The following is a 14109-nucleotide window of genomic DNA, read 5'->3' on the forward strand; positions in this document are numbered from 1 at the left end:
CTTCCCGCCGCTCCCTCGAGCAGAGCTTTCTTCCAATGATGGATCATCGTCGGATGCACGCCGTATTCCCCGGCCAACTCCAACACGGTGCGTTCGCCCTTCACTGCTTCCAGCGCTACACGAGCCTTGCAGCCCGCGTCATGGTTCCTGCGTTTCGACATGTTCTGATCTCCTCGTTCTTGGAGATCCGCAGACGTCAGGTCGTAGCTTCCGTCACTGCCCGATTTTCGGGGAGGCGCTCTGTTGCCCTCACCACCAGGTGGCGGCTTTCGCCTCTTGGCTGTCCCAGGCAGATCCTGCCGCTTCGCAACGACACTTCTCGCGCCGAGGTCAGGGATAATCTAGCAATCAACTAAGGAGACCTTATGCGAAGGTCAACTCAATCACCATTGATGATTTTGAAGATATGGGAAATTTACACATTTAGATGAATCTTTGAGCTTTTTGTCACCTGCCTTTCCGGCCCTTAAATTTGTTGGCACGCCTTCAAGGCTGACTGAGAAATTATTTTGGGAGAAATCGAAAATGCAACTAAAAAACACAATATGCAAAATATAGCGCCGATTTGGAAGTGAGGCTTCCGGTTAAGAGTAGGCGAAAAGTCCTAAACAGAGTATAAGCGACAAGCGTTCTAAGGCTGTTGCGGTGACATATAGGCGCTGGGGCAGATACTATAGATTGAGATAGCTTCGAATTTGACGGCCATAGAGTTTAGACATGATGAGTAACACCCCTTTTGGTGATCGCTGCTGCCTGATCGGCCATACAGGATTTGTCGGCGGAACCCTTAATCGGCAGGCTGGGTTTTCAGCCCAATACAATAGTCGCACCATTTCCGATGTCGCCGGACAAAGCTTTGACACGGTGGTCTGTGCTGCCGCGCCAGGATCGATGTTCGAGGCGAATAAGTTTCCCGACCGGGACCGGGGTCAGATCCATTGCCTTATCGAGCGGCTCGCGAGCCTCAAGGCGCGGCGCTTCATCCTCATCTCCTCCATTGCGGTTCTGGCGAATTTCGCCAATGGTGATGATGAGACCACCACCGCCTTCCAGGAAGATCTGGCTTATGGCCGCCATCGCCGGGAATTGGAGGCCTTTACCGAAACCCATTTCAGGCAGGGGCTAATCGTCCGGCTGCCCGCCCTGTTCGGCCAGGGCCTGCGCAAAAATTTCATCTTCGACCTGTTGAACCCGGTCCCTTCGATGCTGACTGCTGACAGGATTGAGGCGCTGTCCTTGGCGCTGGCTCCGGCGCTGGCGGGCTGGCTCAGGGTGCTTTACAGCCATGACCTAGTGACCGGTATGTACAAGATCAATCGCGCGTCCCTGGTCGGCGATCCGCGCCGCGCCGCGCTGGAAACAGCAGTGTCCGACCTGGGCTTTTCGGCTACCCAATTTCACAATCCCGAGACTACCTACCAGTATTACGACTTGACCCGCCTTTGGTCCGATATCGGTATGGCGGTGGCGGCCGGGCTCAGCCATATCCACCTTGTTTCCGAACCGCTCGGGGCTGCCCGGATCTACCAGCGACTGACAGGCCGCCCGATGCCTGAAACCGGAGCGCGCCTTCATCACGAGGATATGCGGACCCGGCATGCCGGTCTCTGGGGGCGACAAGGACATTACCTGAGTGATGCTGGGCATGTGCTGGACCGGCTGGCGGACTTCTACAACGCGGAGCGGCAGGCTGTATGAAACTTTCAATGTCAAATATTGCTTGGACCCCGGAGGAGAGGGGCGCCGCCTATTCCGCGCTGGCCGGGGCCGGGCTGACCGGGCTTGAGATCGCGCCGGCTCTTTTCTTTCATGCTGCCGAAGACCCATTCAATCCTGACCCTGCCGTGGCACGGACAGCAATGACAGAGATTGCCGAGGCCGGGCTGAGCTTGGTGTCGATGCAGTCTCTTCTTTTCGGCGTTTCCGGCGCAGGGCTGTTCGAAGGGGCCGAGGCTCGCGCCGCCTTCGAAGCGGGGATGATCCGGGCTATTGGCTTGGCCGGACGGTTCGGTATTCCTAATCTCGTATTTGGCTCTCCCCGACAGCGCCGGGTGCCCGAGGACATGGCCATGGAGCAGGCGTTCGACGAGGCGGCAGAGGTCTTCCAACGGCTGGGCGATGCAGCGCAGCGCGCTGACACGGTGATCGCGGTGGAAGCCAACCCAGAGGCTTATGACACGAATTTCCTCACCACACTCACGGCGGTGACAGGGTTCGTGAAACGGGCCGATCACCCGGCCATTGTCACGATTCTTGATCTTGGCGCGATACATATGAACGGCACATGTGACTGCCTTCCCGCGATTTTGCCCAGTCTGATGCCGCATCTCAACCATGTACATGTAAGCGAGCCCAACCTCGCCCCAGCCCCCGCCGAGACACAGGCGCTTGTTCCGGTGCTGCGGGCCCTACAGGCTCAGGGCTATGACAGGGCGATCTCGATCGAGATGAAGCGTCCCGACACCGGTCTCCGGGGTGTCGAAGCGGCCCTCTGCCGACTAGTGACGGCTTGTAAAGCTGCGGGGGCGGATCATGTCTGACAGTCGTCTTGCCACGGCCGATACGTTAGCCACCACACCGGGGAACCTGCGCCAGGACATTGTTGTTTCGGTCTGTTTTTCAGATCTGCCCGCCACTCCGGAAGCCTTTGAGGCGCTCTGTGCCCTCAGCACGCAGCTGGATGCCTTGTACCGCTTCCGCGAAATCATCTTAGTCGTCGACGAACAAGTACGGGATCGTTACCTACCGCTACTCGAGCGGGTATCGGATCTGCGGCTGTTCACCGCGCAGCCGGGCAGTGGCTATTACGACCGCCGCGTTATCGCTGCCGAAGAGGCGATCGGCGATATCGTCCTGATCGGCTGTGCCGACGAGATGGGATATGTAGATATGCCGACGCTGCTGAGGCAAGCGGAACAAACGAATTCGATCGTCGTGACAACACGCATTATGCGCCGCCGCCTCCAGACTGGTCTGGCGACTCCGATCATCCTTTTAGGGCGCTTGGCTAGGTTCAAGGTCAATCCCAACGATATTCAGAGCATTGCCATGCCCCGTACACTCCTCAATCAGCTCGTCTCGCACAGCGTGCCCGAGCTGGCACTACGCTTCCCGCCCCGAGATCCGCGCTTCCCGATGAGCTTTCGCACGGTGGACAAAATCCTGCCCTCGCGCAACGGCTTGGGAACATTTCCCCGCCGTATCCAGCTACTGCAGAAACTGCTGATCTATCTGGCGCCGACGCTACTGATGATTGTCTCCATCTCGTCGAGTCTTCTTGCCGTGATCGGTATCTGCTATGCTGCCTATGTCGCTGGAGCCTGGCTCGTTGTCGACACGCTTGCGCCGGGCTGGTTGACCACATCGGTGATGCTGAGCCTGAGTGCTGCCTTCATGGGGCTTTCGATGCTTGGGCTGAGCCTCGGCCTGCAGCAGCTTCTCAACCAACGCCACGAAGGCTACGTGGAGCGGGTGGGCGACGAGATCAACCGGGTCGACTTGTTTCGGAAAGTCGCCTCTGATCTTAATGTCGAACTGGAAAGCGAGGCGCTGCCCGCGCCGCGTCAGGCTCCCTGATGGCCGTAGCTCGAACCCAGTTCGATTACATCATTATCGGCGGTGGTTTCTACGGCTGTTGTTTGGCGCTATACCTGCGGTCCCTGTCCAAACGGGTTCTGCTGGTAGAGGCCTCAAGCAGACTGATGACTCGGGCGTCGCGGGTCAACCAAGCGCGGGTCCATACCGGCTTTCACTACCCCCGGTCTGCGGTGACCGCAGTCAAGTCGATGCTGCTACACCGACGGTTCCTGCGCGACTTTCCCGAGGCGGTGGTTGATGACTTCCAGATGCTCTACGCTATTGCCCGGCGCCGCTCCAAGGTTACGGCTAAGAAGTTCTACCGTATGTTTCGGGACATGGGCGCACCGATCGAACCAGCCAGCCCCAACCAGATGGCCCTGTTCGACAACCATATGATCGAGGCGGCCTTTGCCTGTTTCGAGGTAGCTTTCGACTATTCCGTGCTAGAACGACTGATGTCGGAACGGCTCTCCGCCTCCGGGATTGATCTACGCCTGTCGACACGGGTGGTTTCGGTCTCGGACCGACCGGACGATGTCGTTGTCCAGCTGTCCAACGGCACGGAAATCACCGGGCGCTACGCCTTCAATATCACCTATTCGCAGATCAACACGATCCTGGGGTCGGCCGGGCTGCCCGAAGCGCAGCTCAAGCATGAACTGGCGGAGCTGGCGCTGATCACGCCCCCACTGGAACTGGAGAGGACCGGTGTGACCGTCATGGATGGGCCCTTCTTCTCCTGCATGCCCTACCCATCTGAAAACCTATATTCGTTGACCCACGTACGCTATACGCCGCATGAAAGCTGGGCCGACACCGCCGACAGAACCCGCGATCCCCATGCTTATTTAGATAGGCGCAGTCTGGAAACGCGCTATCCCTACATGCTGCGTGATGCGCAGCGCTACATGCCCTGCCTCGCAGACAGCCGCTACAGCCATTCGATCTTCGACGTGAAAACGGTGCTGATCAAAAACGAACAGGATGACGGGCGGCCGATCCTCTATCAGCAGAAACCGGCCGACTGTCGGGTCATTTCGATCCTCGGGGGCAAGATCGACAATATCTACGACTTGTTCGAGCTTGTTCGCCACACCAGTGCGGAATTTGCCGACGCCAGTGACTCGCTGGTCCTAGGCCAGGGTGAGGAAATGGCATGAGAGCGGGGTTCCGCGTACCAGCGCCGTTCCGCGCCATATTCATGGTAGCTTTGGTATACCTACTGTCGCTAATCCTACGCATCGGTACGTTCACCGAAACTGTGGGCGCCTTAGGCGTCGAAGCCACCTATCACGTACTCTGGACCGTCGAGGCATTGCAGCATGGACCAATCTCGAGCCATGTTTTCCTGCCTACGGTGACGCTAGATCCTGCACGTGGAGTTCCTTTCGCATGGGGGGCCACGGTGGCAACGCCGGGTGGTAGCTATGTCTACACCTCGTTTCCGCCGCTTGGTTTTTTAGTGCCTTGGGTAGTGTCCCGACTGATCCCTGAAGGACTAGATTTCCTACGACTATCCTTGTTGAACAGTATGTTCGGCTTCGTGGCCGCACTTGCTATGGGAGGGCTAGCGAAAAATGCGGCATGGCTCGCAGCGTCGCGCCTATCCCCGACAGAAGGCTGGCGCATCTTTGCCATTGTGGCCTCTGTCTATCTGCTTCTGCGCGAAACTCTGTTTGACCATGGTGCCGTGTATTGGCCACACTCGCTGTCACAAATCACACTGATTTCTGGCACTTGGCTAACGCTACACATGTTTAGTGGCCGGGCGGGTGACCGCACCCGGGCGCTACTGGCTCTGACCTGCTTCTGCTATCCATCCCTAGAATGGACCGGCTTCGTTTTTTCTGGCGGTGTGGCGATCGCTGCCCTGCTGGCCTGGAAAGGGCAACTGGAGGGGGTCCGGCTTGGAGATGCCCTGTTACCTCTACTTTCATCGGGCCTAGCAGGGCTCGTCATCATCGTTCACTTCTCAATGGCAATTGGAGGCGACGCATTTCTGACTGCCTTACTGGAACGCGCTGAGGCACGAGGAGCGAGCAGCCGCGCGGCTCTACGGATATGGCCCGCCTACATTGTTTCTTTCGGACTTCTTGCACCATTGGCTGTTTGGGCCGGGTTGGCCTTGCGCGGGCGCCTGAAGCAAACGCAGAGCCGCGGGGTCTGGTTAACACTTTTGGTTGCGACCTTCCCGATGATTGAAAATGCAATCATGCTGCAACACGCGTTCCAATTCCCTTTCGACCGGCTCAAACTGGCAGTCCCAATGCTGCTGGTCACGACTTTGATCTGCGTGACTGCATCGTGGCGACACCGACGGCTGGTAGTCACCTTAGGGTTACTGTCGGTAGTCGGTAGCAACCTGTTTCTCTACCTGCGTGATAACCGAATGCATCGAGCCTGGCCCGCCACCATCGTACGCAATGAAATCTTCGCTACGGATTTCTCGAACAATTTTGACAGCCCCTGCCTTCTTCTAGGTGCTTCAGCGAGTGTACGAGGCTATATTAACCTTTTATTCCAAAGTGATATCGTCGAAAAGACCGATCCCGAATCCCTGCGTAAGATAATCGCTTCTGATCCCGATTACTGTGGCTTTGCTTTCCTAACACTGGAACGGGTTTACGGACATCTTGGAGACCTTCCGGCTATCCGGCGTATCGATACATACGACCGCGACGGCAAAATAACAGGATGGGTTGATGTCCCGAGGTGAGAGGTGCCGCAGCTTATGGTATTTGAGGCAAGATCAATGGAATTGATCCGTTTTTTCATAGTCTCTTTAGTCGGTGTCTTAATTGATATCGGGATTGCTTGGTTCCTGTCGGTTACACTGGCTCTGCCGCTCTGGTTCTGTGCTGCTATCGGTTTCACCCTAGCAGCAGTCAGCAATTATGCGTTACATGAGAGTTGGACCTTTCGTCAGCAGAATGCCAAGCTGTCCGGGCGACGCGGTGTGCAGTATTTCGGAGCCGCGCTAACCACCCTGCTGATGCGCCTCGCAGTGGTCGCCGCGCTTGAGCGGACTCTTGGCCCTGACTGGTCACTGGCAATCCTAATTGTCGGCGCCGGGGTATCGTTCTTTGTCAATTTCGCTCTCAGCAAGTTCTTGGTCTTTGCAGGAACAGCTTCAGGAAAGTCTGAATCATGACCCAGACCCGCGATTCCGATTACGACGACAGCACATGGCAGCTGCCCAGCTTTGATGAGGCCTTCTATGACGAGAGGCAGCATAGATACGCCTTGGTTATTCCGGTGATCAACGAGGGAGAGCGCATCCGTTGCCAGTTGCAGCGGATCCAGGCGGCGGCGCTGCCGGTGGATGTGGTGGTAGCGGATGGCGGTTCGACCGACGGATCGCTGGAGGCCGGGTTCATCCGCGATGTTGGGGTACGCGCCAAGCTTACCAAGACCGGTCCCGGCAAGCTTAGCGCGCAGCTGCGCATGGCCTATGCTTGGTGCCTGCGCCAGGGCTACGACGGCATCGTCACCATCGATGGCAACGGCAAGGACGGGGTCGAGGCGGTGGCGCAGATGGTGGCTTGGCTTGAGGAGGGCTATGACTACGTGCAGGGATCACGCTACATGGCCGGCGGGGTGGCAGAACACACGCCGCTGGAACGGACCCTGGCCAACCGTGGCATCCATGCCCCGCTGCTGAGCCTAGCGGGGCGGCACTGGTTCACCGATACCACCAATGGCTTTCGCGGCTATTCCCGGCGCTATCTGCTTGACGCGCGGGTACAGCCGTTCCGGGATATCTTTCAGCGCTACGAGCTGCTGTTCTACCTGACGGTCCGGGCCGGCCAAATCGGCCTGAAGGTCTGCCAGGTCCCGGTTCAGCGCCGTTATCCTCCCAATGCCGCCGTGCCGACAAAAATCGACGGTATGCGGGGCAAGCTGTCGATGCTGAGGCAGACCTTTGCGGCCGCCTTCGGCCATTTCAACCCATGACCTGGCATGAGCGGAAGTCATTGAAAGGGGCGCACGCGACATGGCAGAACGATTTGGCCGCGGGCCGCTTTAAAGGGATCCTCCCGATGGTCCCTTGGCTGTTTCTCGGGCTGGTACTGGTCTTTGGGGCCGTGCAACTGCAGTTCTGGAATGGCCGCAGCCTATGGATCGACGAGGTCTCACAGCTTCTCAATGCGCCGCTGGATAACTTGGCTCAAGCCTTTGGTCCGCTGCCTAGGGCACAGCAGGCGGCGCCGCCGCTGTTTAACTTGCTGCTGCATGCCGTGTCGGGCCTGTCCATCGAAGTGATGCGCAGCGCCATGGTAGCAGTGACGCTGAGCGTGGTGCTGATCGCCATGCTCGCTGCGTATGGCCCGAGGCCTCTGCAGATAACGGCGGGGTTATTTGTCCTGCTTAGCCACCCCAGATTTCTTGAACAGGCGACCATGCTTAAGTTTTACGGGCTGGAAATCGCGGGCTTTGCCATTTTCACCGCTTGGATCTACGCCCGCCGCCGGACGTCCCCACTGGGTCCTGGCGACGCGCTTATCCTGCTGGCGGGCATGCTGTTCGGCATCTCAACCATTGTCGGCGCCTGCATCGTGGTCGCCCTATTCTTGGCGCTGCGTCTCGGGCAGGGCGATCTGTGCCTGCGCGAGGTTCTGATCGCCGGGCTGCTGGGTTTGTTCGCGGTCGGATATTATCTGCAGATCCGGTATGCCACGGCGCTTCAGCTCTCTTCCTTTCCAGATGCCTATGGCGCCCGCTCACTGGCGGCCGTGCTGAATTTCGCTGACGCTTTGTGGCAGCTTCTCACCCTGAAGGCGGCGGCGGTTCTTCTGGTCGTGGTCGCCATTCTACTGACCGGCGTCATGTTGCTACGGGATACCGCCCAGTCGCAACTGGCAGGGGTGATGCTTTTTGCAACTCTTATAACCGTTGTCTTCATCGGCCTTGCGGCGATCGGGAAATACCCGGCCTCGACCATACGCCACTTGGTCTGGATATTGGGAGTCTACAGTATCCTTACCGGGGTCGCCCTGTGCACACTGCTGCAGCTCTGGGTCGACGAACGGCGAATCCCAGCCATAGCCGGGACCGTGCTGCTGGGCGGTGTGCTGGCTGCGAACGGTATGCGCGAAGTCAGCAAATGGCCGCCGCAAATCGCCGAGGGCGCGACCAGCCACCTAGTGACAGCCTTGGCCAAGATACCGCCCTCCACGGTCATCACCTATTATGGCGCGCTGCGGATGATTCCACTGGAGCTGGCACGGGGCACCCAGATTGGGCAGCATAGCTATGCCCCTGCCGTTTCCCTGCTGAGCGGCCCCCTCGACCCAGCCTATTTCAACCCTGACTGGATGGAGATGGAGGCGACGCGCGTCTCGGACAAGATGCAGGCGATCCTCGCCAATGATCCACACGGCTGGATCAAAATGAGCGTCCTGCTGCGGCTCAGGCAAGATTTCCGCCCCCTGGCCCGGTTCGTTCTGGATGCCGCGCCTGCGGATAATATCCCTTTTCATATCGTCGCGCTGCATGTGCTCTGGGACGAGGTGGGGACGGATAGGCGGGCCGCAGACCTTCAGGCTGAGCTCGACGCGCGGTTGTGCAGCTATGCGGCTGTGGCCAATTTCCGGACCGTCCGCAGTCCCGGCTTTCTGCTTGAGGTCCGCTGCCCCTAGGATTCTGACTCATAATGTCTCACCCAGAGGCAAGAGCAGGGGATAAGGACTGCGGCAAGGTAGTTTTGGGCGATTTTCCGGAAGTGTTTGAGCTTGTTGAAGATCCGCTCGACGAGGTTGCGCTGAAGATAAAGTGCGGGACCGACCGAGCGCTGAATCTTTCGGTCGCGTTGCGTCGGGATGTAGCGCCGCCCGCCGCGCGCCACGAGTAGCTCGAGGATCGCGCGGGCGTCGTATCCCCGATCCGCAACGACATCTCCGGGGGCGGCAAGCAGGTCAGCGACCGCCGCCTCGTCCGAAGCCTGCCCGGGGGACAGCGTGATCGCAATCGGCAGGTCCCGGTGGTCCACCATCGCGTTGATCTTGGTGCTCAGTCCACCACAAGAACGGCCAAGGGTTTGATCCGCCAACATTTTTGAGCCGCCGCCTGCTGGTGCGCCCGGATGATCAAGGAGGCGATGAACTGCATGCTATCGGGGGATTTTTCTGCCAGCTTTTCGAAGACCCGGTTCGCGGCGCCCAGAAGATGCCATTCAGAACCCGTCGATCATCCACTCGCGCCACACCCCGTGGCTTGCCCGGCAAGGCAGCGGAAGCAATGCACTAACTGCCAATAATAATACATAATAATGATTCTAGGTGCTATGGGTGGCGCGGAGGGTACTCGCTAAAATCAAACGCGACTTTTGTATGGTGACAGGATGTTAAGAGTTTAAAAGACATCCTGAATGAAACGCAAATTTAGCCACCTCACATTTACCGACAGACGCCAGATCGAACGCTGGCGGCTGGTGAAGTTGAGCGCGACGGACATCGCCCAAAGACTGGGTCTGCGTGGCGCGGCCTGCCCGAGCGCTATGGCCCTTACACGACCGTCTATAACCGGTTCAACAGATGGGCGAAGGCGGGTGTCTGGCTCGAGGTCTTCGAAACCCAAGCGAAAAAGTCGCCCAACAGCATGCAGTTCATCGCCTCCTTGATCATCCGGGCGCACCAGCAGGCAGCAGCCCCAAAAGGGGGGGGCGGATCATACCCTTGGCCGTTCTTGTGGCGGACTGAGCACCAAGGTCAACGCGATGCTCGATCATCAGGCCTGCCGTTGAAGATCACGCTGTCGCCGGGGGATGTCTTCACCGACCGAGGCCCCGATGCCCGGGCCATCCTCCATCTCATCGCCGCGCATGCGGAAGGGAACACATTCCGACCCAGCAGTCCGTCGATCCAGCGATCTACCGAAAGTGCAACTGCGTCGAGCGGTTCTTCAACACGCCCAAACACTTCCGCAAAATCGCCACCCTTTAAGATAAATCCGCGACAAACTATCTAGCTGCGGTGCTCATCGCGTGCTTGAGACTGTGGGTCAGGTATTATGAGTCCGCATCTAGCGCGTACGGGCCTGCCGTCCCGGGCCAATTCGCAGGGCCTTGAGCACATCTTTCCGAATGCCAGGATTCAAGGCGATCCGTACCGCGTAGATCAACATCATGATCGCGATTGCCAGTGCCGCTTCGATAATGACCATATCCAGCTCGAGTGTGGCACGGAGCGCCAGCATGGCCAGAAGTGCGGCGACCGCGACCAGCGAATCCACAAGCAGCGTTTGCCGGATAGCCCCCCAAGTCAGTGGCGTCAGCCAGACGGCGACCACCGCCAGTATCGGCCCTTGGACGAAAGTCGCGGCGATCATGTGGTAGGTCACCATTCCCAGAAGCCCCTGTTGCAGGCCAAGCACCATGGCGATGACCAAAAAGGTGTTTATTAGCAGCCGCGCTAGGAAGAACTGCTTGCTGTGCCCGGTTGCGACCAAGCACCAAGCCAGGCTGGACAGCGACAGGGACGTCGCCACATTGCCACCCATCACCGCCATAATCGGCGCCGTAGCAGCCCAGTCCGGTCCAAGCAGGAAGCCTGAGATGACATCGGCGCAGCTGCACAGGATCAGTCCCAGCGGCACGATCACCAAATTGCCGCGCGAGACCTGGCGGTGGTAGATGGCGCGGAAGCCCGCCGGATCGTCTTGCACCCGGCTGAGCGTCGGCAGGAAAACCCCTGACATCGGGCTCACCACCCGCCGCTGTGGCATCCGCGAAATGGTCTGTGAGCGAAAGAAAAGCCCCGCCTCTAGCTGCGAAAACACCCGCCCGACCAGCACGGTCTGCAAGTTGTGCATCACCTCCATAACCACCCGTTCGGCAGCGAGGAAACCGCCAAAATTAAGCGCGCTACGGGCTGTGGAAAGATCTCGCCTCCAGGCCCTGTCAGGCCACGAAGGTAACCATTTCGATCGAATCGCTAGGGTAGCAAAATTCAGCACCTCGGCCCCCAGAAGCTGGATTAGCAGCGCCCAAGCCCCCGCCCCCATCCAGGCGGCGACCGCCGCTAAGACTGCGCTGGCCAGAGCGGCGCCGAAGCCCGACACCTCGATCATCCGGATCTGCATGCGGCGTCTGAGGATCGACACGTAATGCGCCGCCAGAACCGAAAAGAGCACATAAAGCGATAGCACCCGAAAGATCGGCACCAAGTCTGGCGTGTCGAAGAACCGGGCGACCGGCGTGGCGATAAGCGCGAACATCAGCGTCACACAGCAACCGATCAGCATGCCAATCCAGAATAGCGTGCTGACCTCGCGATGCGTGATGTGGCGGCGCTGAACCACAGCCTGGGCAAGGCCGAACTCCGACAGACCGGCTGCGACCATGACAAAAGGGATGGCCAGGGCGGCCAGCCCCTGTTCCGCAGGCAGGACCAGCCGTGCCAGGACGGCGGTAGAACCGAGCGCGATTAGGATCTTCATTATTGAGAATCCGAGCACCATCATGGTCGAATGACCCGCCGTGCCGGACAAACCATCCCTGAGGGCCGAAACATCAAAGAACAGATCGCGCGCGTCGGGCTCTCCATCGGAATCCTGCCGGTCCCGGTGGTCTGTACTGCTCATGTTTTTTGGCCTCGTTCGGTCCGGTTCAGCAGAGTTGATCCTCTATGCTTGCACCGGAAAGTTCAATCTCGATCCACCGGTCACGCCCTGCTAGGCCATTCTAGAGTAAACAACAGTGTGTTTCCGCCGCACCTGTCCGGAACGTGATCATTGCCCGGCCCCGAGGCATTGGCGGATCGCCCGGCTGGGGCTATGGTCCGCACAACGTTAAGTGATTTTCTCTCGGAGCCTTCATTCATGCCCGCCGACTCCGGTTCGTCCCTCTCTGCCCGCCCGGGCTGGTCCCTTGCTGCGCTGACGCCCGGCTTCTGGTGGTTCGTGGCCCTGAACCTCGCCGCGATCCCGATCTTCTGGATCGGCTTCGTCTCGCTCGCGCAGGCCTGGTCGACAGCCGAATATTCTCACGGGCCGCTGATCCCCGTGATCTCGATGTACCTCTTCCTGAGGGAATTGCGCCAGTATCCCCCCCTGCCCGCGACCGTGACGGACCGCGGCATCGGGATCTGGGTCACCGTCCTGGCGCTGGTCATCGCCAGCGTCGGCAACCTGGCGCGGATCCCGGATATCGTCACCTACGCCTATATCGTCTGGGTCGCGGGGATGGTGCTGACGCTCTTTGGCTGGCAGCGCGGACGCCTGCACATGCTGCCGGTGTTCCACCTGATCTTCATGCTGCCCCTGCCGCAGTTCGTCTACTGGCAGCTGACGACCTACCTGCAGGGCGTAAGCTCCGAGCTTGGGGTCTGGTTCGTGCGGATGGCGGGCGTCTCCGTCTATCTCGAGGGCAATATCATCGACCTCGGTGTCTACAAGCTGCAGGTGGCCGAGGCCTGTTCCGGGCTGCGCTACCTCTTCCCGATCCTGTCGTTCTCCTATCTCTTCGCGATCCTCTATCGCGGGCCGGTCTGGCACAAGGCGGTGCTGCTCTTGGCGGCGGCGCCGCTGACGGTTCTGATGAACTCTTTCCGGATCGGCATGATCGGCGTGCTGGTGAACAGCTATGGCATCGAACAGGCCGAAGGCTTCCTGCATTTCTTCGAAGGCTGGATCATCTTCCTGTCCTGCATCGCGATCCTCTTCGCCATGGCCTGGGCCCTGCAGAAGCTGACCGACGAGCCGCGGCCGCTGTCCGAGGCGATCGACCTGGACACCAGCGGGCTTGGCCCGATCATCGGCTGGGTCCGCCAGATCCAGCCCTCGCGCGCGCTGGCGGTGATCACCCTGGTGACGGCCATGGTCAGCGCCGTCTGGCTGATCGGCCCAAGCGGCAACCCCGAGCCGGTCGAGCGCGAAAGCTTCACCCTCTTCCCCTCGCGGCTCGGCGACTGGTCCTCGACCACCCGCAAGCTGGAGCCCGACATCGAAGAGGTGCTGGCGGCCGACGATTATCTCAACGCGACCTTCGTCTCCCACGCCGAGCTTGCGCCGGTGAACATGTTCATCGCCTTCTACAACAAGCAGACCGAGGGCCAGGGCATCCACTCCCCCGAAGTCTGCCTGCCCGCCGGCGGCTGGGAGATCTTCTCACTTGAGCAGAAGCGCGTCGATTTTCCTGAAACCGCCTATGGCAGCTTCGAGGTCAACCGCGCGGTGATCCAGAACGGCACCACGCAGCAGCTGGTCTATTACTGGTTCGAACAGCGCGGCAAGCGGATGACGAACGACTTCAAGGCCAAGCTGTCAGTGCTGAAGGACGGCTTTACCCGCGGCCGGACGGATGGGGCTTTGGTTCGGTTCGTGACGCCGATTGCCCCGGGTGAGAGCGAGGCGTTGGCGGAAGCGCGGCTGCAGAAGCTGATGGAGCGGGGGTTGTCTCGTTTGCCGCAGTACCTGCCGTTCTGACTGAGGGGACTGTCAGCCCCTGCGCCGCAGCGTCATCAGCCCGCCGAGACTCATCAAAAGCAGCGGGAGCCCCGCAGGTAGCGGCACGGAGGGCATCTGGAGTGTGAT

12 protein-coding genes and 2 pseudogenes are annotated in these 14109 nt (G+C 59.5%); 11 read left to right on the top strand and 3 right to left on the bottom strand.

The window, feature by feature from the left end:
- Positions 1–717 precede the first annotated feature (717 nt).
- From E4S58_RS17690 to E4S58_RS17725, 8 genes are read left to right on the top strand one after another with little or no spacing between them, the layout of a single operon-like run.
- On the top strand, positions 718–1698 hold the full coding sequence (locus E4S58_RS17690; protein WP_136637803.1) for a Rossmann-fold NAD(P)-binding domain-containing protein: 981 nt from the start codon (positions 718–720) through the stop codon (positions 1696–1698).
- Positions 1695–2540, top strand: a complete 846-nt coding sequence (locus E4S58_RS17695) for a sugar phosphate isomerase/epimerase family protein (RefSeq protein WP_136637804.1) — start codon at positions 1695–1697, stop codon at positions 2538–2540. The genes E4S58_RS17690 and E4S58_RS17695 overlap by 4 nt, the downstream gene beginning before the upstream one ends.
- On the top strand, positions 2533–3576 hold the full coding sequence (locus E4S58_RS17700; protein WP_136637805.1) for a glycosyltransferase: 1044 nt from the start codon (positions 2533–2535) through the stop codon (positions 3574–3576). Before E4S58_RS17695 ends, E4S58_RS17700 begins: the two co-directional genes overlap by 8 nt.
- Complete coding sequence (locus tag E4S58_RS17705) at positions 3576–4739, top strand: FAD-dependent oxidoreductase (RefSeq protein ID WP_136637806.1); 1164 nt, start codon at positions 3576–3578, stop codon at positions 4737–4739. The genes E4S58_RS17700 and E4S58_RS17705 overlap by 1 nt, the downstream gene beginning before the upstream one ends.
- Positions 4736–6295, top strand: coding sequence for a hypothetical protein (locus E4S58_RS17710; RefSeq protein ID WP_136637807.1), 1560 nt, complete (start codon positions 4736–4738; stop codon positions 6293–6295). The genes E4S58_RS17705 and E4S58_RS17710 overlap by 4 nt, the downstream gene beginning before the upstream one ends.
- 36 nt (positions 6296–6331) lie before the next feature.
- Positions 6332–6730: a GtrA family protein gene (locus tag E4S58_RS17715; RefSeq protein WP_136637808.1), complete on the top strand. Its 399-nt coding sequence runs from the start codon at positions 6332–6334 to the stop codon at positions 6728–6730.
- A complete protein-coding gene (locus E4S58_RS17720; protein ID WP_136637809.1) occupies positions 6727–7533 on the top strand; it encodes a glycosyltransferase family 2 protein in 807 nt (268 codons plus the stop codon). Before E4S58_RS17715 ends, E4S58_RS17720 begins: the two co-directional genes overlap by 4 nt.
- Entirely contained in the window at positions 7530–9218 is a 1689-nt protein-coding gene (locus tag E4S58_RS17725) for a hypothetical protein (RefSeq protein ID WP_240789605.1), read from the top strand. Before E4S58_RS17720 ends, E4S58_RS17725 begins: the two co-directional genes overlap by 4 nt.
- On the opposite strand, the pseudogene E4S58_RS17730 reads toward E4S58_RS17725, so the two are convergent.
- Positions 9215–9818, bottom strand: a pseudogene (locus E4S58_RS17730) (IS5 family transposase). The gene E4S58_RS17725 and the pseudogene E4S58_RS17730 overlap by 4 nt on opposite strands.
- 128 nt (positions 9819–9946) lie before the next feature.
- Between E4S58_RS17730 and E4S58_RS18170 the strand changes: the two are divergent.
- Positions 9947–10036 (top strand): annotated as a pseudogene (locus E4S58_RS18170) (hypothetical protein); the annotation flags it as partial.
- Positions 10000–10545, top strand: coding sequence for a transposase (locus tag E4S58_RS18175; RefSeq protein ID WP_420821290.1), 546 nt, complete (start codon positions 10000–10002; stop codon positions 10543–10545). The pseudogene E4S58_RS18170 and the gene E4S58_RS18175, both read left to right, overlap by 37 nt.
- Positions 10546–10599: 54 nt before the next feature.
- On the opposite strand, the gene E4S58_RS17740 is transcribed toward E4S58_RS18175, so the two are convergent.
- Positions 10600–12159, bottom strand: coding sequence for an oligosaccharide flippase family protein (locus E4S58_RS17740; RefSeq protein ID WP_136637811.1), 1560 nt, complete (start codon positions 12157–12159; stop codon positions 10600–10602).
- Between the two features lie 237 nt (positions 12160–12396).
- Here E4S58_RS17740 and xrtD point away from each other — a divergent pair, with 237 nt between their 5' ends.
- A complete protein-coding gene (gene xrtD / locus E4S58_RS17745) occupies positions 12397–14001 on the top strand; it encodes a VPLPA-CTERM-specific exosortase XrtD (protein ID WP_136637812.1) in 1605 nt (534 codons plus the stop codon).
- Positions 14002–14013: 12 nt separating this feature from the next.
- Here xrtD and E4S58_RS18180 read toward each other — a convergent pair whose 3' ends face one another.
- Positions 14014–14097, bottom strand: a complete 84-nt coding sequence (locus tag E4S58_RS18180; RefSeq protein ID WP_205965423.1) for a VPLPA-CTERM sorting domain-containing protein — start codon at positions 14095–14097, stop codon at positions 14014–14016.
- Positions 14098–14109: the final 12 nt, after the last annotated feature.

The sequence above is a fragment of the Pseudooceanicola onchidii genome, from assembly GCF_004959925.1.
Taxonomy (GTDB): domain Bacteria; phylum Pseudomonadota; class Alphaproteobacteria; order Rhodobacterales; family Rhodobacteraceae; genus Pseudooceanicola; species Pseudooceanicola onchidii.

Coding starts and splice junctions, on each gene's coding strand:
- E4S58_RS17725 (WP_240789605.1), top strand. CDS start 7,530: ATGACCTGGCATGAGCGGAAGTCATTGAAAGGGGCGCACGCGACATGG.
- E4S58_RS17705 (WP_136637806.1), top strand. CDS start 3,576: ATGGCCGTAGCTCGAACCCAGTTCGATTACATCATTATCGGCGGTGGT.
- xrtD (WP_136637812.1), top strand. CDS start 12,397: ATGCCCGCCGACTCCGGTTCGTCCCTCTCTGCCCGCCCGGGCTGGTCC.
- E4S58_RS17695 (WP_136637804.1), top strand. CDS start 1,695: ATGAAACTTTCAATGTCAAATATTGCTTGGACCCCGGAGGAGAGGGGC.
- E4S58_RS17715 (WP_136637808.1), top strand. CDS start 6,332: ATGGAATTGATCCGTTTTTTCATAGTCTCTTTAGTCGGTGTCTTAATT.
- E4S58_RS17740 (WP_136637811.1), bottom strand. CDS start 12,159: ATGAGCAGTACAGACCACCGGGACCGGCAGGATTCCGATGGAGAGCCC.
- E4S58_RS17700 (WP_136637805.1), top strand. CDS start 2,533: ATGTCTGACAGTCGTCTTGCCACGGCCGATACGTTAGCCACCACACCG.
- E4S58_RS18180 (WP_205965423.1), bottom strand. CDS start 14,097: ATGCCCTCCGTGCCGCTACCTGCGGGGCTCCCGCTGCTTTTGATGAGT.
- E4S58_RS17710 (WP_136637807.1), top strand. CDS start 4,736: ATGAGAGCGGGGTTCCGCGTACCAGCGCCGTTCCGCGCCATATTCATG.
- E4S58_RS17690 (WP_136637803.1), top strand. CDS start 718: ATGATGAGTAACACCCCTTTTGGTGATCGCTGCTGCCTGATCGGCCAT.
- E4S58_RS17720 (WP_136637809.1), top strand. CDS start 6,727: ATGACCCAGACCCGCGATTCCGATTACGACGACAGCACATGGCAGCTG.